The organism is Streptomyces sp. NPDC089424, assembly GCF_044749345.1.
Classification (GTDB): Bacteria; Actinomycetota; Actinomycetes; order Streptomycetales; family Streptomycetaceae; genus Streptomyces.
In genome coordinates, this window is record NZ_JBIVHU010000006.1 from 36,610 (window position 1) to 55,113 (window position 18,504).

The 18,504-nt window shown below is 73.6% G+C and carries 15 protein-coding genes; 7 read left to right on the forward strand and 8 right to left on the reverse strand.

Annotated features, from left to right (window positions below):
- Positions 1 to 89 precede the first annotated feature (89 nt).
- Positions 90 to 1,304, forward strand: a complete 1,215-nt coding sequence (locus ACIP2X_RS25010) for an MFS transporter (RefSeq protein ID WP_401676602.1) — start codon at positions 90 to 92, stop codon at positions 1,302 to 1,304.
- A gap of 399 nt (positions 1,305 to 1,703) precedes the next feature.
- Here ACIP2X_RS25010 and ACIP2X_RS25015 read toward each other — a convergent pair whose 3' ends face one another.
- From ACIP2X_RS25015 to ACIP2X_RS25025, 3 genes are all read right to left on the reverse strand, one after another.
- Positions 1,704 to 3,458, reverse strand: coding sequence for an NAD+ synthase (locus ACIP2X_RS25015; protein ID WP_401676603.1), 1,755 nt, complete (start codon positions 3,456 to 3,458; stop codon positions 1,704 to 1,706).
- A 99-nt stretch (positions 3,459 to 3,557) separates the two neighbouring features.
- On the reverse strand, positions 3,558 to 4,184 hold the full coding sequence (locus tag ACIP2X_RS25020) for a DUF305 domain-containing protein (protein ID WP_401676604.1): 627 nt from the start codon (positions 4,182 to 4,184) through the stop codon (positions 3,558 to 3,560).
- 22 nt (positions 4,185 to 4,206) lie between these two features.
- Positions 4,207 to 4,869 (reverse strand): DUF3105 domain-containing protein, encoded by a 663-nt coding sequence (locus ACIP2X_RS25025; RefSeq protein ID WP_401676605.1) that lies wholly within the window; start codon positions 4,867 to 4,869, stop codon positions 4,207 to 4,209.
- A gap of 300 nt (positions 4,870 to 5,169) precedes the next feature.
- Here ACIP2X_RS25025 and ACIP2X_RS25030 point away from each other — a divergent pair, with 300 nt between their 5' ends.
- From ACIP2X_RS25030 to ACIP2X_RS25040, 3 genes are all read left to right on the forward strand, one after another.
- The gene (locus ACIP2X_RS25030; RefSeq protein WP_401676606.1) at positions 5,170 to 6,531 is read left to right on the forward strand and encodes a glutamine synthetase family protein; all 1,362 of its coding nucleotides are present in this window, start codon (positions 5,170 to 5,172) and stop codon (positions 6,529 to 6,531) included.
- Between the two features lie 183 nt (positions 6,532 to 6,714).
- Positions 6,715 to 7,734: an ATP-binding cassette domain-containing protein gene (locus ACIP2X_RS25035; RefSeq protein ID WP_401676607.1), complete on the forward strand. Its 1,020-nt coding sequence runs from the start codon at positions 6,715 to 6,717 to the stop codon at positions 7,732 to 7,734.
- Positions 7,731 to 8,567: an ABC transporter permease gene (locus tag ACIP2X_RS25040; RefSeq protein ID WP_401676608.1), complete on the forward strand. Its 837-nt coding sequence runs from the start codon at positions 7,731 to 7,733 to the stop codon at positions 8,565 to 8,567. Before ACIP2X_RS25035 ends, ACIP2X_RS25040 begins: the two co-directional genes overlap by 4 nt.
- Before the next feature lie 20 nt (positions 8,568 to 8,587).
- Here the strand turns inward: ACIP2X_RS25040 and ACIP2X_RS25045 are convergent, their stop codons facing one another.
- The gene (locus ACIP2X_RS25045; RefSeq protein WP_401676609.1) at positions 8,588 to 12,949 is read right to left on the reverse strand and encodes a BTAD domain-containing putative transcriptional regulator; all 4,362 of its coding nucleotides are present in this window, start codon (positions 12,947 to 12,949) and stop codon (positions 8,588 to 8,590) included.
- 164 nt (positions 12,950 to 13,113) lie between these two features.
- Between ACIP2X_RS25045 and ACIP2X_RS25050 the strand changes: the two genes are divergently transcribed.
- Entirely contained in the window at positions 13,114 to 13,914 is an 801-nt protein-coding gene (locus ACIP2X_RS25050) for a site-2 protease family protein (protein ID WP_401676610.1), read from the forward strand.
- Here ACIP2X_RS25050 and ACIP2X_RS25055 read toward each other — a convergent pair.
- The 3 genes from ACIP2X_RS25055 to ACIP2X_RS25065 all read right to left on the reverse strand — a co-directional run bounded on the left by ACIP2X_RS25055 (position 13,904) and on the right by ACIP2X_RS25065 (position 16,028).
- Complete coding sequence (locus ACIP2X_RS25055; protein ID WP_401676611.1) at positions 13,904 to 14,116, reverse strand: hypothetical protein; 213 nt, start codon at positions 14,114 to 14,116, stop codon at positions 13,904 to 13,906. The two genes, ACIP2X_RS25050 and ACIP2X_RS25055, sit on opposite strands and share 11 nt — an antisense overlap.
- A 77-nt stretch (positions 14,117 to 14,193) precedes the next feature.
- Complete coding sequence (npdG, locus tag ACIP2X_RS25060; protein WP_401676612.1) at positions 14,194 to 14,916, reverse strand: NADPH-dependent F420 reductase; 723 nt, start codon at positions 14,914 to 14,916, stop codon at positions 14,194 to 14,196.
- Positions 14,917 to 14,954: 38 nt separating this feature from the next.
- A complete protein-coding gene (locus ACIP2X_RS25065; RefSeq protein WP_401676613.1) occupies positions 14,955 to 16,028 on the reverse strand; it encodes an exo-alpha-sialidase in 1,074 nt (357 codons plus the stop codon).
- Positions 16,029 to 16,215: 187 nt separating this feature from the next.
- Between ACIP2X_RS25065 and ACIP2X_RS25070 the strand changes: the two genes are divergently transcribed.
- The gene (locus tag ACIP2X_RS25070) at positions 16,216 to 16,818 is read left to right on the forward strand and encodes a hypothetical protein (protein ID WP_401676614.1); all 603 of its coding nucleotides are present in this window, start codon (positions 16,216 to 16,218) and stop codon (positions 16,816 to 16,818) included.
- A gap of 112 nt (positions 16,819 to 16,930) precedes the next feature.
- Complete coding sequence (locus ACIP2X_RS25075; RefSeq protein WP_401676615.1) at positions 16,931 to 18,238, forward strand: MFS transporter; 1,308 nt, start codon at positions 16,931 to 16,933, stop codon at positions 18,236 to 18,238.
- Here the strand turns inward: ACIP2X_RS25075 and ACIP2X_RS25080 are convergent, their stop codons facing one another.
- Positions 18,239 to 18,472: a hypothetical protein gene (locus ACIP2X_RS25080; protein ID WP_401676616.1), complete on the reverse strand. Its 234-nt coding sequence runs from the start codon at positions 18,470 to 18,472 to the stop codon at positions 18,239 to 18,241.
- Positions 18,473 to 18,504 lie beyond the last annotated feature (32 nt).

Below are 18,504 nucleotides of genomic sequence, written 5' to 3' on the forward strand. Positions count from 1 at the left end.
GGCCTTAACCTGCTGGAATACTGGGCCTGAGAGTATTTGTTCCGACAGTGAACATATGGTGTACGGAACTCCGCTCTGAAAGGCCCGTCATGCCCCTGGCCCTGCTCGCCCTCGCCGTGGGCGCCTTCGGCATAGGTACGACCGAGTTCGTGATGATGGGGCTCCTGCCCGATGTCGCGGACGACCTGAACATCTCGATCCCCTCCGCCGGCCACCTGGTCTCCGCGTACGCGCTGGGCGTCGTCATCGGCGCCCCGCTGCTCGCCGCGGTCACCGCCCGGATGTCCCGGCGCACCGTGCTGATCGGCCTGATGGTCCTGTTCGTCGTGGGCAACGCCCTGTCGGCGTTCGCCCCGGACCACCACTGGCTGCTGGCCGCCCGCTTCCTCAGCGGTCTGCCGCACGGCGCCTTCTTCGGCGTCGGCGCCGTCGTGGCGACCGGGATGGTCGCCCCCGAGCGCAAGGCCCGCTCGGTCTCGCTGATGTTCCTCGGCCTGACGGTCGCCAACGTCGCCGGGGTCCCGGTCGCCACCCTCGTGGGGCAGCACCTCGGCTGGCGGGCGACCTTCCTCGGCGTCAGCGTGATCGGGCTGGCGGCGATCGCCTCGCTGGCGGTGCTGATCCCGCACGACCACACGCCCGCCTCCGTCGGCGGCCTGCGCGGCGAACTGGCCGCGCTGCGGTCGGTGCCGGTGTGGCTCGCGCTCGGCACGACGATCGCCGGCTTCGGCGCGCTGTTCGCCGCCTACAGCTACATCACGCCGATGCTCACCGACTCCGCGGGGTACGCCGGGACCAGCGTGACGCTGCTGCTGGCGCTGTTCGGCGTGGGGGCGACGATCGGCAACCTGCTGGGCGGCCGGCTCGCCGACCACGCGATGCGGGGCACCCTCTTCGGCGGCCTCACCTCGCTGGTCGTGGTGCTCGCCGCCTTCCCGGCGCTGATGTCCGCCCAGTGGAGCGCGGCGCTCGCCGTGGTCCTGCTCGGTACGGCGGCCTTCGTCACCGGCTCGCCGTTGCAGCTGATGGTCATGGAGAAGGCGTCGACGGCGCCGTCCCTGGCCTCCTCCGCCAACCAGGCCGCCTTCAACCTGGCCAACGCCGGCGGCGCCTGGATCGGCGGCCTGGCCCTCGCGGCGGGCTTCGGCACGACGTCGCCGGCGACGGCGGGCGCGGCGCTGGCGGTGCTGGGACTCGCGGTGGCGGCCGTGGCCTACGCGGTCGACCGCCGCGGCCCGGCCACCGGCCGTGAACGCCTGGTGGCCTCCCACGTCCCCGAACCCACGGAGGCTCTGCACCACTGAAGGGGGCACGACTGCGGATGGGTACGGCTCGCGCGCCGACCGTCAGGCCCCAGCGTCCCGGCCCTGGGCCATGAACGCGGCGCAACCATCACCCCCCAGGGGCGCGGGGAACTGCGCGACCAGCCACCACCCCACCCGCACCCGAACCCCCAGCGCTCCGGACCCGAGCCACACACCCGACGCCACCCCCACGCCCCCAGGGGCGCGGGGAACCGCGCGACCAGCCACCACCCCACCCGCACCCGAACCCCCAGCGCTCCGGACCCGAGCCACACACCCGACGCCACCCTCACGCCCCCAGGGGCGCGGGGAACCGCGCGACCAGCCACCACCCCACCCGCACCCGGCCACGCACCGCACACCCCCCGCCCCGCCCCGCAGGCGAGCGCAGCGCCCCCGCTACATCGTCTCGCGCCACCCATTGGTGATCGGCAGCCGCCGGTCCTTGCCGAAGCCCTTCGGCGAGATCTTCGTCCCCGGCGGATACTGCCGCCGCTTGTACTCGGCCGTGTCCACCATCCGCAGCGTCTTCGCCACGAGCTCCGGATCGAACCCGGCCGCCACGATCACGTCGGCCCCCTCGTCCCGGTCCACGTAGCGCTCCAGGATCGCGTCCAGGACGGGATAGTCCGGCAGGGAGTCCGTGTCGACCTGCCCCGGCCGCAGCTCCGCGCTCGGCGGCTTGCTGATGGAGTTCTCCGGGATCGGCGGCGTCTCGCCCTGCTCCTGCGCCGCCACGTTGCGCCATCGGGCCAGCCGGAACACCGACGTCTTGTAGACGTCCTTGATCGGCCCGTACGCGCCCACCGAGTCGCCGTACAGCGTCGAGTACCCCACCGCCAGCTCCGACTTGTTGCCGGGCGCCAGCACGATGTGGCCCTCCTGGTTGGAGACGGCCATCAGCAGCGTCCCGCGCAGCCGGGACTGGAGGTTCTCCTCCGCCAGCCCGGTCAGCCCCAGCGACCCCATGTACGCGTCGAACATCGGCTCGATCGCGACGGTGCGGAAGTTCAGCCCCGTACGCCGCGCCAGCTCCGCCGCGTCCCCCCGGGAGTGCTCGGAGGAGTACTTCGACGGCATGGACACGCCGTACACGTTCTCCGGCCCCACCGCGTCGCAGGCGATCGCCGCCACCAGCGCCGAGTCGATACCGCCGGACAGTCCGATGAGCACCGACCGGAAGCCGTTCTTGCGCACATACGCCCGCAGGCCCGTGACCAGCGCCGCGTACACCTCCGCGTCGTCGTCGAGGCGCTCGGCGTAGTCGCCCGTCCGCTCCGGCTCGTAGGCCGGCAGCGGCTCCTCGGACAGCACCAGCCGCTCGATGCGCAGCCCGTCGTCCACCACGCCGACCGGGGCCTCGGGGTCGGCGGCCGGCAGGTCGAGGTCCAGGACCAGGCACTCCTCCGCGAACTGCGGCGCCCGCGCCACGACCTCGCCGTCCCGGTCGACCACGATCGAGTCGCCGTCGAACACCAGCTCGTCCTGCCCGCCGATCATGGCGAGGTAGGCGGTGGTGCAGCCGGCCTCCTGGGCGCGCTTGCGGACCAGTTCCAGCCGGGTGTCGTCCTTGTCGCGCTCGTAGGGCGAGGCGTTGACCGACAGCAGCAGCCCGGCCCGCGCCGAACGCGCCGCCGGCACCCGGCCGCCGTCCTGCCAGAGGTCCTCGCAGATGGCCAGCGCCACGTCGACTCCGTGCACCCGCACGACCGGCATGGTGTCGCCGGGCACGAAGTAGCGGAACTCGTCGAAGACGCCGTAGTTCGGCAGGTGGTGCTTGGCGAAGGTGAGCGCCACCTCGCCGCCGTACAGCACCGCCGCGGCGTTCTGCGGGGCCCCGGCCGGCTGGCCGTACCTCGGCTGCGCGCGCTCGCTGCGGTCGAGGTAGCCGACGACCACCGGCAGGTTCCCGAGGCCCTCCTCGGCCAGCCGGGCCGCGAGCGAGCGCAGGGCCGCGCGGGAGGCCTCGACGAAGGACGAGCGCAGGGCGAGGTCCTCGACGGGGTAGCCGGTCAGCACCATCTCCGGGAACGCCACGAGGTGCGCTCCGCGCTCGGCGCACTGCCGGGTCCGGGCGAGGATCGTCTCCGCGTTCCCGGCGATGTCGCCGACGCGCGAGTCGATCTGGTTCAGGGCGAGACGTAGTTGAGGCACGTGGCCAGTGTAATCGTCAGAGCGACGCGATGGGGGGTCGCGGGGGTGTGGGCCGCCCCACGCGACGCCGGGACCCCGGCAGCCGGGGGCGGCCCCGGACTACCGTCGGGGCGCCGCGCCCCGTTCCCTCAGCATGTCCGCCATCAGCCCGATCTCCGACTGCTGCCCCTCGACCATCCCCTGGGCGAGCCGCTTCTCCACGTCCACCGAGCACTTGTCCACGCAGCCCTCGGCCATGTGGATACCGCCCTTGTGATGGTCCGTCATGAGCTGGAGGTAGAAGACCTCGGCCTGTCTGCCGTCCAGCCTGCCGAGCCGCTCCATCTCGGTGCGGGTCGCCATCCCCGGCATCAGGGCGCCGTCCTCGCCGGAGGCCATCCCGCCCATGCCCATCCAGTCCATCGGCTCCGGCGACACCTTCGGCAGCTCCCACAGGTCCAGCCAGCCCAGCAGCATGCCGCGCTGGTTGGCCTGCGTCTGCGCGATGTCGTACGCGAGCCGCCGCACCTCCTCGTCCTCGGTGCGGTCCCGCACGATGTACGACATCTCCACGGCCTGCTGGTGGTGCACCGCCATGTCACGCGCGAAGCCGGCGTCCGCGGAGTCGGCCGCGGGCGTGCCCGCCCCGGAGCCGCCGTCCTGGGCGACCGCGTACGTGATCCCGCCGACCGCGACCAGCAGCGCCGCCGCGGCCCCCGCGATCCATCCGGCCTGCGCGTGCCTCACGTCTGCCGCCTCACTGCCGCCGTCACTTCGCGCGCCCGCCCGTGCAGGCGGCGCCCGGCTCGGGGGTCTGCTTGCCCTGGACGTAGGTCTGGAGGAACTTGTCGACGTCGGCGTCGTCCGCGCCGGTCACCGTGCGCTGGTGGCCCCACGCCGACAGCATGATCGGGGCCTGCTGTCCTTCGAGGGGGCTCATCAGCGTGTACGGCGTCTGCTTCACCTTCGCCGCCAGCGCGTCCACGTCGGCCTTGTCGGCCTTGCTCGTGTACGTCACCCAGACCGCGCCGTGCTCCAGCGAGTGCACGGCGTTCTCGTTGGGGATCTCGTCGGTGTAGACGTCGCCGTTGCAGTTCATCCACACCTGGTTGTGGTCGCCGCCGACCGGGGGCTTCATCGGGTAGGTCACGCTCTTGGTGACGTGGTTCTGGGTCAGCTTGCCCTGCCACGTCTGCACGCCGTCCGCGCCGGCGACGAACTTGCCGGGGTTCTTGGAGTCCCCGGCGGTGTCGGAGTCGTCCGACTGCGACTGGAGCAGCACCACACCGCCGACGACCAGACCGACGACGACGACCACGCTGGCCGCGATGGTGAGGATCCGGCTGCGACGCTCGCGGGCACGCTCCGCGCGCCGCATCTCCTCTATGCGCGCCTTGCGCGAGGCACTGCTCTTGTTCTTGGCGGAACCCATGGGGCTGGCCCTTCTGGGAAGCGGAGGACGGACGGTGCGCTGATCGTAGTGCGCGCGGACGGCGATCTCGTAGGGAGGGCACAGAAATGGCCGGGCATTACGGATGCCGGGCCGAGCAGGCAAGATGGGCTCATGCGCCGTACACCTGCCGTACCGCGGGCGTTCGGGGCCGGGTCGGCCGGGCGATCAAGGTGCGCAACGCGCACGAAACGCTGTTGTGGTGGGATGCTCAGGTGCCCGACCGTTCCGCGCGCGGACGGGACACGGACCGCCTGACCAGCAAGGATGGGGAATCGGAAGATGGACAAGCAGCAGGAGTTCGTGCTCCGGACCTTGGAGGAGCGCGACATCCGGTTCGTACGCCTGTGGTTCACGGACGTGCTGGGCTTCCTGAAGTCCGTGGCCGTGGCCCCGGCCGAGCTGGAGCAGGCCTTCGACGAGGGGATCGGCTTCGACGGCTCCGCGATCGAGGGCTTCGCCCGGGTCTACGAGTCCGACATGATCGCCAAGCCCGATCCGTCCACCTTCCAGGTCCTGCCGTGGCGCGCGGAGACGCCGGGCACGGCCCGGATGTTCTGCGACATCCTGATGCCGGACGGCTCGCCCTCCTTCGCCGATCCCCGCTACGTCCTCAAGCGGGCCCTCGCGCGCGCCTCGGACCTGGGCTTCACCTTCTACACCCACCCCGAGATCGAGTTCTTCCTGCTGAAGAACAAGCCGGTCGACGGCACGGTGCCCACCCCCGCCGACAACTCCGGCTACTTCGACCACACCCCGACCAACGTCGGCATGGACTTCCGGCGCCAGGCGATCACCATGCTGGAGTCGATGGGCATCTCGGTCGAGTTCTCCCACCACGAGGGGGGTCCCGGCCAGCAGGAGATCGACCTGCGGTACGCCGACGCGCTGTCCACCGCGGACAACGTGATGACCTTCCGCCTGGTCATGAAGCAGGTGGCGCTGGAGCAGAACCTCCAGGCGACGTTCATGCCGAAGCCGTTCTCCGAGCACCCCGGCTCGGGGATGCACACCCACCTGTCGCTGTTCGAGGGTGACCGGAACGCGTTCTACGAGTCCGGCGCCGAGTTCCAGTTGTCCAAGGTGGGCCGCTCCTTCATCGCCGGGCTGCTGCGGCACGCCGGCGAGATCTCGGCGGTCACCAACCAGTGGGTGAACTCGTACAAGCGCATCTGGGGCGGCTCGGAGCGGACCGCCGGCGCGGGCGGCGAGGCCCCGTCGTACATCTGCTGGGGCCACAACAACCGCTCCGCGCTGGTCCGCGTCCCGATGTACAAGCCGGGCAAGACGGGCTCGGCGCGCGTCGAGGTCCGGTCGCTGGACTCCGGGGCGAATCCTTACCTCTCCTACGCCGTGCTGCTGGCCGCCGGCCTCAAGGGCATCGAGGAGGGCTACGAGCTGCCGCCGGGCGCCGAGGACGACGTCTGGGCGCTGTCGGACGCGGAGCGGCGCGCGATGGGCATCGAGCCGCTGCCCCAGAACCTGGGCGAGGCCCTGTCCCTGATGGAGCGCAGCGACCTGGTCGCCGAGACCCTGGGCGAGCACGTGTTCGACTTCTTCCTCCGCAACAAGCGCGCCGAATGGCACGAGTACCGCTCCGAGGTCACCGCCTTCGAGCTGCGGAAGAGCCTGCCGGTGCTGTAGCCGTACGCACCGGACGGAGGGGGCCGACGGTCGCGGACCGCCGGCCCCTCTCCCTGTCCCCACGCCCGCCGGCCCGCCTCCGGTGCGGCTCGAAGACCACGCCGGGCGGGTGTCGGCTGTTCGTCGGTCCGCTGTCGGCCGGCTGTCGGTCGTTTGTCGGTGGCGGCTGCGAAGGTCTGCGGTATGACACGAATCGACAAGAAACCCAGCAGCGCGGCCGTGACCGTGCGGGGGCTGGTCAAGCACTACGGCGAGACCAGGGCGCTGGACGGTGTCGACCTGGAGGTGCGTGAGGGCACCGTGATGGGGGTGCTGGGGCCGAACGGCGCCGGCAAGACGACCCTGGTGCGGATCCTGTCCACGCTGCTGGCGCCCGACGCCGGCCAGGCCACCGTCGCCGGCTACGACGTGGTGCGCCAGCCCCGGCAGCTGCGCCGGGTGATCGGCCTCACCGGGCAGTACGCCTCGGTCGACGAGAAGCTCCCCGGGTGGGAGAACCTGTACATGATCGGGCGCCTGCTGGACCTGCCCCGCAAGGAGGCCCGCTCCCGCGCCGACGAGCTGCTGGAGCGGTTCTCGCTGACGGACGCGGCCAAGCGGCCGGCGTCGACGTACTCCGGGGGCATGCGCAGGCGGCTCGACCTGGCCGCGTCGATGATCGGCCGGCCGACCGTGCTCTTCCTCGACGAGCCCACCACCGGCCTCGACCCGCGCACCCGCAACGAGGTGTGGGACGAGGTGAAGGCCATGGTCGGCGACGGTGTCACCGTCCTGCTGACCACGCAGTACATGGAGGAGGCCGAGCAGCTGGCCTCCGAGCTGACCGTCGTGGACCGCGGGAAGGTCATCGCGAACGGCCGGATCGAGGAGCTGAAGGCCAAGGTCGGCGGGCGGACGCTGCGGGTGCGGCCGGCCGACCCGGCGCAGCTGCGGCCACTGGCCCACACGCTGGACGAGCTGGGCATCACCGGGCTGGCCACGACGACCGTGGACCCCGAGGGCGGCACCGTGCTGGTGCCGATCCTCAGCGACGAGCAGCTGACCGCCGTGGTCGGCGCCGTCACGGCGCGCGGCATCACGCTCGCCGGCATCAGCACCGAACTGCCCAGCCTCGACGAGGTGTTCCTGTCCCTCACCGGCCACCGCGCCAGTGCCCCGCAGGACACCGTGCCCACCGACGACCGCGAGGAGGTCGCCGTATGAGCGCCGCCACCGCCGCCCCCGACACCACGGCCGGACCCGGCCTCAAGGACGACGCCCGGATCACGCTGCGCGGGCATGTGCGGCACACCGGGGCCCTGATCCGCCGCAACCTGCTGTGGATCCGGCAGGACCCCGAGTCGATGTTCGACGCGCTGCTGATGCCGGTCGTGTTCACCCTGCTGTTCGTCTACGTCTTCGGCGGCTCGATCGGGCAGGCCCTGGGCGGCGGGCAGGACGGGTACGTGCAGTACGTGATCCCCGGCATGATCGCGATGATGAGCATGACGCTCTCGCAGGGCGTCGGCACCGGCTTCAGCCAGGACTTCAACTCCGGCGTCATGGACCGCTTCCGGTCCCTGCCGATCGGGCGCGGCTCGGTGCTGTTCGCGAAGATCTCGGTCGAGCTGGTCCGGATGCTGTTCGCGACGACCGTCCTGATGATCGTCGCCGTCCTGGTCGGGTTCGACATCACCAACTGGCTCGGACTGTTCGCGGCCGTCGGACTGTCCACGGCGTTCGCGTCGTCGATCATGTGGGTGTTCCTGACCCTGGGCGTGATCCTGAAGAACGCGCAGTCCGTGCAGGCGATGGGCTTCCTGGTGCTCTTCCCGCTCCAGTTCGGCTCGTCGATCTTCGCGCCGACGGCGTCGATGCCGGGCTGGCTCCAGGCGTTCACCGACTACAACCCGCTGTCCACGCTCGCGGACGCGGCCCGCGGTCTGATGGTGGGCGGCCCGGTCGCGCACGACCTTTGGGTGACCCTGGGCTGGTCGGCGGCGATCACGGCGGTGATGGCGCCGGTCGCGATCCACAAGTTCAAGACGAAGAACTGAACCCGTCGCACCCCGACCGTTCACACCAGGGCGGCCGCCTCCTGCGGGGAGAGGCCGCCGCCCTCGGCGTACGCGGCCGTGAACCGCGCGGCCGACAGGGCACTGCGTACGGCTTCCGTGGCGCGCTCACGTGACCCGCGCTCCAGGGAGGAGCACAGATAACCCGGAGGCAGCAGCGCGTCGGCGGCGCCCAGGCAGCGGGCGGCGTCCTCGGCGTGCCGTCCGCCGTCGCAGCCGACCAGCGCCAGCGCGGCCACGAACAGGTACGAGGAGACCAGCTGCGGGGCCATCGCCTTCGACAGCGGGTCGTCGGCCTGGGCGAGGGCGCGCCTGATCTTCTCCCGGGCCGCCTCGTAGTGGCCGTCGGCGGCCTCCACCCAGGCCTCCTGGCCGAGGATGAAGGCGTCGAAGACGACGAAGTGCGCGATGACGAACTCCTCGCGCAGCATCCGCAGATGCTCGCGGGCCTCGGCGGTCCGGCCGGTGATGCTGAGCCACCCGGAGAGGATGAGCCGGCCGAACGGCATCGCCTCGCTGTGCGCCCCCTCGCCCGCGGCGAGCACCTCGCGCACCAGCCGCTCGCCCCGCTCGGTCTCGCCCGCCTCCAGCAGCGCGCTGCCCAGGCGGGCGGAGAGGATCGCGTGCTGGGCGCGGGCGCCGAGCCGCTGGGCGTGCTCCCTGGCGGCCTCGTAGTCGGCGGCGGCCTCCAGGTGGCGCCCCTTGCGTTCGAGGCTCTCGGCCCGCGCGGACAGTGCCTCGGCGCTGCCCCAGGAGTCGCCGAGCCGCTCGTAGATCGCCAGCGACTCGTCGGCGTCCCGGCCGGCTTCGGTCGCCCGGTCGGGACGGTTGGCGAGGACGTTGGCGCGCAGTTGCAGGCTGGCGGCCAGTTCCCAGTCGAAGCCGGGGGTGGCGCGGCAGGTGTCGACGGCGGCGTCGATGAGCGCGGACAGCCGGGCCATGTCGCCGGTCAGCATCACGGCGTAGAAGGACAGCATGCCGGGGCTGCGGCAGGTCTGCGGCAGCCCCGGTGCGTAGACCTCGGCGATGGTGCGCAGCTTGCGCTGGGCCTCGGGGGTCTGCCAGGCGTCCAGTTCGGTGTCCATGCAGGCGAGATGCCCGAGGTGCACCCCGCGCCGGGCCTCCGCCAGCACCTCGCCGGTCATCGGGGGCGGTGCGGCGGTGCAGGGCTCCGTTACCGGGGCGGCCACGGCGGCCGGTTCGGCGAAGGGGTCGGGGCCGAGGTCCATGACCGCGCGGCACCAGGTGCGGGCCTCGATGCGCAGATCGCGCATCTGCCAGTACCAGACCAGCGACAGCACCAGGCACAGCGCCTCCTGCTCGTCGCGTTCGGCGACGGCGTGCCGCAGCGCCGTGCGCAGGTTCTCGTACTCGCGCTCCAGCCGCTCGACGGCGGCGAGCTGGCCGGAGCGGCGCAGCAACGGGTCGGTGGTGCGGGCGAGTTCGCGGTAGTGCGTCAGATGGGCGCGCTCGGTGGCGCGGCGCCGGCCGGCCTCGTCCAGGCGTTCGCCCGCGTACTCGGCGACGGTCTCCAGGAGCCGGTAGCGCATCTCGCCGTCGGCGGACGGGGTGGCGACGACGAGCGACTTGTCGACGAGGGAGCCGAGCGCGTCCAGGGCGGCGGGCCCGCACACGGCCTCGGCGGCGTCGAGGTCGCAGCCGCCGGCGAAGACGGACAGGCGGCGCAGCACCTCGCGTTCGTCCTCGTCGAGAAGGTCCCAGGACCAGTCGACCACGGCCCGCAGGGTCTGCTGGCGGGGCAGCACGGTGCGGCTGCCGGAGGTGAGCAGGCGGAAGCGGTCGTCGAGCCGGTCGGCGATCTGCCGCGGGGTGAGCATCCGCAGCCGGGCGGCGGCGAGCTCGATGCCGAGGGGCAGGCCGTCGAGGCGGCGGCAGATCTCGGCGCAGGCCTCGGGGTCGTCGTCGACGCGGAAGCCGGGGCGGGCGGCGGCGCCGCGGTCGGCGAGCAGCCGCAGGGCGTACGGCTCGGGCAGCGGCTCCACGGGCCGCAGCACCTCTCCCGGCACCCCGAGGGGTTCCCGGCTGGTGGCGAGGACGGTGAGGTGCGGGCAGCGCGCCAGCAGTTCCTCCGCCAGCCGGGCGGCGGCGTCCACGACGTGCTCGCAGTTGTCGAGGACGAGCAGCATGCGGCGCCGGGCGCAGTGCTCGACGAGACGGGCGACGGGGTCGTCGTGCCGGTCGGCGACGGCGACGCGGAACTCCTCGGCGCCGGCGCCGTGCAGCACGGTCTCGCGCGCGCCGATCGCGGTCAGTACGGCCTCGGGGACGGCGGCGGGGTCGTCGACCGGCGCGAGCTCGGCCAGCCAGACGCCGTCGGGGGCCGTCTCCCGGACGTTCTCGGCGGCCTCCTGCGACAGCCGGGTCTTTCCCGCCCCGCCCGGACCCAGCAGCGTCACGAGCCGGGCGGAGGCAAGGTCGCCGCGGATGAGGTCGATGTCGTCGCCCCGCCCGACGAACGAGGTGAGCCGGGCCCGCAGATTGCCCGGGGGCGGGGTACGCCCGTCCCCAACAGCCACACCCGCTACGTCGCCCGCCGCCCGGCGGTGCCCCGGGGCGACGGCGCCCGGCGCGGGGGCCGGCTGGGCGGCGTCGGACACGGGGGCCGTCGGGGTGGCGGAGGCGGGGGCGGACGGGACAGCGCCGGACACGGGGGCCCAGGGGGCCGACGGGTCCGGACCGGGCACGGCCGTCGCGGCGGAGGCGCCCGTAGCTGGGCGCGGGAGTGTCCCACCGGGCGTGGGAGCCGGCCTGTGAGGCGACGGGGCAGCGCCCGTCGCGGGGGCTGCTGCGGAGGCCGACCGGGCGTGGCCGGGCGCAGGGTCGTGCGAGCCGTCGGCGGGGACCCTGTCCGACGGGGCCGCACCAGGCACAGCGGCCGGCCGACCGGCATCGGAGGGCACGGCGCCAGGCCAAGCCGTGCCGGACGCCGGGACCTCGCGGCCGGCTTCGGGGACGGAGGCCGGGCGGTCGCCGCCGGACACCCGGGCGGGGTGGTCACTGCCGGGTACGGGGGCCGGGTGGTCACTGCCGGGGACGGAGGCCGAGTGGTCGCCGCCGGACACCCGGGCCGGATGGTCACTGCCGGACACGGGGGCCGAGTGGCTGCCGCCGGACACGCCGGTCCAGTCGTCACCGCCGGACACGGGGGCCGGACGGCCACCGCCCGACACGGGAGCCGCGTGGTCGCCGCCGGACACGGGAGCCGAGTAATTGCCACCGGACACGCCGGCCGAGTCGTCACCGCCGGACACGGGGGCCGGACGGCCACCGCCCGACACGGGAGCCGCGTGGTCGCCGCCGGACACGGGAGCCGAGTAATTGCCGCCGGACACGCCGGCCGAGTCGTCGCCGCCGGACACGCCGGCCGAGTGGTCGCCGCCGGACACCCGGGCCGCGTGGTCGCCGCCCGACACCCGGGCCGGACGGCCACCGTCCGACACGGGAGCCGCGTGGTCGCCGCCCGACACTCCCGCCCAGTCGCCACCGCCGGCCCAGCCGTCGCCGCCGGACGTGCGGGCCCGGTCGTCGGCGCCGGTGCCACGCGTCGGGGTCGTGGCGTGGGTGCGGGCCGCGGCCGGTGTCGGGGGCGTGGGGAAGGCCGCGGCGCGCGGGGGCGCCGGGTTGAGCAGGTCGGCGTGGAGGGCGCGCAGCTCCGGTCCCGGGTCGGCGCCCAGCCGGTCGGCGAGCACGCGTCGTACGTCCTCGTACGCGGCCAGTGCCTCGGCGGTGCGGCCCGCGTCACGCAGGGCGCGCAGGCGCAGGGCCTGGAGGGGTTCGTCGAGGGGGTGGTTCCCGCACAGGGCGGTCAGCTCGGGCAGCACCTGCTCGGCGTGGCCGAGGGCGAGGGCGGCGGCGAGCCGGGCCCGCCGGGCGTCGAGCCGCCGGGCGGACCAGCGGGCCGCCTCGACCGTGCGGTCGGGCAGGTCGGCGAGGGCGGGGCCGTGCCACAGGGCGAGGGCGTCGTCGAGGAGGACGGCGGCCTTGGCGGGGTCCCCGTCGGCCAGCGCCCGCGCACCCTCGTCGGCGAGCCGCTCGAACCGGTGCAGGTCGACGTCGTCGGGCGCGGCGGCGAGCCGGTACCCGCCGTCGGCCGAGGCGACGGCCTGCGCGCCCAGCGCCCGCCGGAGCCGTCCGACGAGCGCCTGGAGGGCCCCGGCCGCGTCGGCGGGCGGATCGCCGTCCCACACCTCGTCCACGAGCAGCCCCGCGGGCACGGCGCGTCCGGCCCGCAGCGCCAGCACGGTGAGCAGCGCACGCAGGCGCGCCCCGCCGATCGAGAGGACCGAACCGTCGGGGCGAACCGCCTGTGTGGTGCCGAGGATGCGATAGCGCACGGAACCCATTGTCACTGCTCCGGCCAAGGCACCGCCTCCAGGTTTACGCGGGCATGAACCGCGCGTGCCCGATCCGGGAGCCCCGGCGGAACCTCCCACCGCCCGGTGACGTCCCCGCGGCCCCACCGGTACGGTCGACCCGGCACCCCCCGACTCGTCCCAGGAGCCCTCCCATGACCACCGCCGCCTCCCGTCGCGCCGAACGGCGGATCAGCCCCGTGTTCCTGGGGATCCTGGCCGTGACGGCGGTGACCGGGTGGGCCACCTGGACCGGGTTCGCGGCCCAGCCCGGCGTCGCCGTGTTCCTGTTCGTGACCGGCGCCTGGGTCGTGTCGCTGTGTCTGCACGAGTACGCGCACGCCCGGACCGCGCTGCACGGCGGGGACATCTCGGTGGGCGCGAAGGGCTACCTCACGCTCAACCCGCTGAAGTACACGCACGCGCTGCTCAGCATCGTGCTGCCCGTGCTGTTCGTGATCATGGGCGGGATCGGTCTGCCCGGCGGGGCCGTCTTCATCGAGCGGGGGCGGATCCGGGGCCGCTGGAAGCACAGCCTGATCTCGGCGGCCGGACCGCTGACGAACGTGCTCTTCGCGCTCGTGTGCACGGCGCCGTTCTGGCTGGACGCGCTCGACGGGGTGCCGCGGGACTTCCGTCACGCGCTGGCGTTCCTCGCGCTGCTCCAGGTGACGGCCGCGATCCTGAACTTCCTGCCGGTGCCGGGCCTGGACGGCTACGGCGTGGTCGAGCCCTGGCTGTCGTACCAGGTCCGCCGGCAGGTGGAGCCGTTCGCGCCGTTCGGTCTGCTCTTCGTCTTCGCGCTGCTGTGGATCCCGGCGCTGAACGGCGCGTTCTTCGACCTCGTAGACGCGCTGCTGCGGGGCCTCGGCGTCGGCGAACCGGACACCTACTGCGGCTACGAGCTGTACCGCTTCTGGCTCGGCACGAACGACTACTGCTCGGTCAGCCCGTGACCGAGTCGCCCCGGGCCGCCTTGCCGCGCTTCAGGTAGTACCAGGCCATGTTCGACGACAGGCCCGCCAGCAGCACCCACACGATGCCCAGCCAACTGCCCTGCGCGAAGGAGATGACGGCCGCGGCGGCCGCGAGCAGGCAGACGGCGAGGGCGTAGAGGGCGAGGCGCCGGGCCGGGCCGGTCGGGGACGTGGGGGGCATGGCGGTCGGCTCCTGTCGGGGGACACTGCTGGTCGGTGCCGCGGTGCGCGGGCTGCCCACCAGTGTCCCCCATGGGGTCATACGTCCGTGACGCGCAGGCCCGCGTGGGCCTTGTAGCGGCGGTTCACCGAGATCAGGTTGGCGACCAGCGACTCGACCTGGTGGGCGTTGCGCAGCCGGCCGGCGAAGATGCCGCGCATGCCGGGGATGCGGCCGGCCAGCGCCTGCACGATCTCCACGTCCGCCCGCTCCTCGCCGAGGACCATGACGTCGGTGTCGATCTCCTCGATCGCGGGGTCCTGGAGCAGCACGGCGGACAGGTGGTGGAAGGCGGCGGCGACCCGGGAGTCCGGCAGCAGGGCGGCGGCCTGCTGCGCGGCGCTGCCCTCCTCCGGCTTGAGGGCGTAGGCGCCCTGCTTGTCGAAGCCGAGCGGGTTGACGCAGTCGACTACGAGCTTGCCCGCCAGTTCCTCGCGCAGCGCCTCGAGCGTCTTGCCGTGGCCCTCCCACGGCACGGCGACGATCACGACGTCGCTGCGCCGGGCGCACTCGGCGTTGTCCGCGCCCTCGACGCCGTGCCCCAGTTCCCCGGCGGCGGCCTCGGCGCGCTCGGCGGCGCGTGAGCCGATGATCACCTTCTGGCCCGCCCGGGCGAGCCGGTAGGCGAGGCCCTTGCCCTGCGGCCCGGTCCCGCCGAGCACACCGACGACCAGCCCGGAGACGTCGGGCAGGTCCCAGGGGTCCTTGGCGGGGGCCTTCGCGGGCTGCTTCTCAGCAGCGGCACTGTCCGTAGAGGTCATGGACCTGACTCTACGTCCGCCCCCGCCGCCCGGCGGGCTCAGGTGAGACGCGTCACGGGCAGCCGCCGGAAGGTGATCCGTTCGTACGCCCCGAAGTCCCCTGTCTCGTACAGGAGTCCGACCGTGTCGTCGTCGACGCGGACCAGGTCGGAGTAGGCGGCGGGGAGTCCGTCGATCGTGTGGGCCTCGCGCCAGGTGGTGCCGTGGTCGGTGGAGGCGCGGACGGTCATCAGGCCGCGGCCGCCGGGGAAGGCGGGGCCGGAGAACAGCAGCACGTCGGGCTCGCCGAGGTGCAGCAGACCGGCCTGGCAGACGGGGCCGGCGAGGCCCGCCTGCGGGCGGAAGGGCCGTCGCAGCGTCCGGCCGCCGTCCTCGGAGTGGGCGTCGGCGCGGTTGCCGGGGGACGGCGAGTCGTTGCGGGTGTTGAAGTAGACGCGGCCGTCCGGGAGTTCGGCGGCGGTGGTCTCGTTGGCGTTGATGTAGCCGCGGGTGTCCTGCTCCAGGTAGCCCAGGTACCAGCTCTCGCCGCGGTCGTCGCTGAGCAGGCAGTGGCCGCTGTTGTACTTCGCCTCGTCGCCGACGTCGGTCCCGGTGGGCGGGAGGGTGTGGTTCCCGGGGACGACGACCCGTCCGGTGCCGAGCTGGATGCCGTGGCCGGGGGTGGTGGCGTACCAGCGCCAGCCGGGCTGCTTGACCTGCTCGGTGATCTCCCTGGGCGCCGACCATGTCAGGCCGTCGTCGTCGCTGTGCTGGACCCACACCCTGCGGCCGTCGGCCTCGCTCACCTCGCCGCGCAGGATGAGGTGTTCGGAGGCGGACGCGGCGGAGCGGACGTGGACGAGCAGGACGCGGCCGGTGTCCAGGACCACGGGGGCGGGGTTGCCCGCGAGGTCGGCGCCGTGGTCGGCGGCGACCTGGAGGGGGCCCCAGGTGCGGCCGCCGTCGGTGGAGCGCTTCAGCACGATGTCGATGCGGCCCCAGTCCTTCGCGGAGTCGGCCCTGCCCTCGCAGAAGGCGAGGAGCGTGCCTTCGCGGGTGCGGACGACGGCCGGGATCCGGTAACTGGCGTACCCCTCCTGACCGGCGCGGAAGGGGACGGTGGGTGCGGACATGGATCGCTCTCCCTCTGCTTCGCCTTGCTTCGGCCCGGTACGGGCGGTGCGCTTCGCCCTACTGGTTCCCCGTTCGCCCCTGCGGTGATCTCCCGTTCGGGGTGGTGTCGGGGCGCCGTGCCCAACCTGGGCGAATTCGCGGTGAACTCAGGGCCAAGGGTGGCCGGTTACGGCAGGATGCCGTGCCATGGACGCCGTACGGGTCGCGCTGCTGCGCGAAGTGCTCGCCGGGACCGAGTGGTTGGGGGCCACGCGCAGGTTCGCCGGAGTGCTGCGGGGCTCCGTGGTGTCGCACGGGGGTGGCCTGCTGCTGGTGGGCACGCGGGAGTACGAGCCGTGGCATCTGGCGGCCCACCTCGTGGACGAGGCGGCCTGGTCCGGCACACCGGAGCTGGCGCCGACGCTGGTACGGCACGACGCGCGCCCCTCGGACCCGGCGCACCTGGCGGTCGGGCTGGGCCGGATCGAGGCGGCCCGGCGGGGTGAGACGCTGCTCGTGGTGTCGCCGCAGCTGCCCTGCGGTTCCTTGCTGGAGCGGGTGCACGACGCGCGGCGGGCCGGGGCGACGGTGCTCGCGCTGGGCGCCGCCGAGGGGGACCTCGCGACGATGGCGCACGACGCGCTGGCCGTCGGGGCGCGCTCGGAGCTGGACCTGGACACGGTGCAGCACCTGGTGAGCGCGGCGGCGGGCGAGAACGCGCTCCCGGCGGCCCGCGGCCGGCGCCGGCTCCGGGACCGCCTCTCCCGCCTGGCCGACGAACTGACGTCGCCGCCCCCGCCCCGCTGGTGACCCACCCCCGGCCGGCATCCGCGTCACCGTCCGTGCCGTGCCGTCGGCGTCGTGCCGTCCGGGTCGAAAAGCGATTGCCTCAGGTGCCCGGGTCGTCCGAGCATGGCCTCTCGTGACCGATGACGCCCCACCCCCGCCCCCGGCCGGCCTGCGCGCCCTGCTGCCCGATCTCGCGCCGTGGCGGTCCTCCCCGGACTTCCGCAGGCTGTGGGTCGCCGGTCTGATCACGAACTTCGGCAGCTTCCTGACCTTCGTGGCGCTGCCGGTGCAGATCAAGGAGCTCACCGGGTCGGCCGCGGCCGTGGGCGCCATCGGAGCGGTCGAACTGGTGCCGCTCGTCGTGTTCGGGCTGTACGGCGGCGCGCTCGCCGACGCCTTGGACAAGCGGAAGCTGATCCTGTGGACGGAGGCCGGGCTCGGCCTGCTGAGCGCGGCGCTGCTGGCGAACGCGCTGCTGCCTGACCCGGCCATCTGGCCGCTGTACGTGGTCGCCGCCCTGTCCTCCGCGCTGGCCGCGGTGCAGCGGCCCGCGCTGGACGCGCTGACGCCCCGGATCGTGGCCCACGAGCACCTGCCGGCCGCCGCCTCGCTCAACGCGCTGCGCTGGCAGGTCGGCGGCATCGCGGGCCCGGCGCTGGCCGGGGTCGTGGTGGCGTACGCCGGGCTGGGCTGGGCCTACGCGCTGGACCTGGCGACCTTCGCCGTCTCGGTGGTGCTGGCGGTCGGACTCGCCGCCTCCCCCGCGTCCCACGAGGCCGCGAAGCCCTCCTGGTCGTCGATCGCGGAGGGCGCCCGCTACGCGTGGAGCCGCAAGGAACTGCTCGGCACGTACACGATCGACCTCGCGGCGATGTTCCTGGCGATGCCGCTGGCCGTGCTGCCGTTCCTCGCGGACGAGCTGCGCGCCGAGTGGTCGCTGGGGCTGATGTACGCGGCGATCCCGGCCGGCTCCCTGCTGGTGAGCCTGACCAGCGGCTGGACGTCACGGGTGCACCGGCACGGGCGCATGGTGGTGCTGGCGGCGGCCGGCTGGGGACTCGCCATGGCCGCCGCCGGCATCGCCGGGAACGTGTGGCTGGTGCTGCTGTGCCTGGCGCTCGGCGGCGCCTTCGACATGGTCAGCGGCATCTTCCGGGCGGCGATGTGGAACCAGACGATCCCGGACGAGCTGCGCGGCCGGCTGGCCGGCATCGAGCTGCTGTCGTACTCGGTGGGACCGCAGCTCGGCCAGGTCCGCGCGGGCGGCATGGCCGCGTGGGCCGGGGTGCGGGCGTCGGTGTGGTCCGGCGGGCTGCTGTGCGCGGGCGCGGTGGGGCTGCTGGCCCTGTGCCTGCCGAAGCTGATGACGTACGACGTGCGGACGAACGAGCACGCGACGCGGCTGCGCGACCTGCGCGCAGCCGCGTCGACGCGGGCCTGATCAGTCCTCGTCGCGCTCCCCGCGCCCCGCGGTGTCGTGCCACCGCGGGTCGTTCTCCCATTCGAGGTTCCGTTCGCGGGCCGTCTCCATCGCGTGCTCGGCCTCCGCACGGCTGGTGTAGGGGCCGAAACGGTCCTTGTTGGGGCACTCGGGCCCCTCCTCGACCTTCTTGTGCTCCAGGCAGTAGTACCACTCGCCCGGTTTGCCGACGGTGCGCTTCTTGAACAGGGCCATGACCGGCTCCTTTCGCCAGGGGACATGGTCTC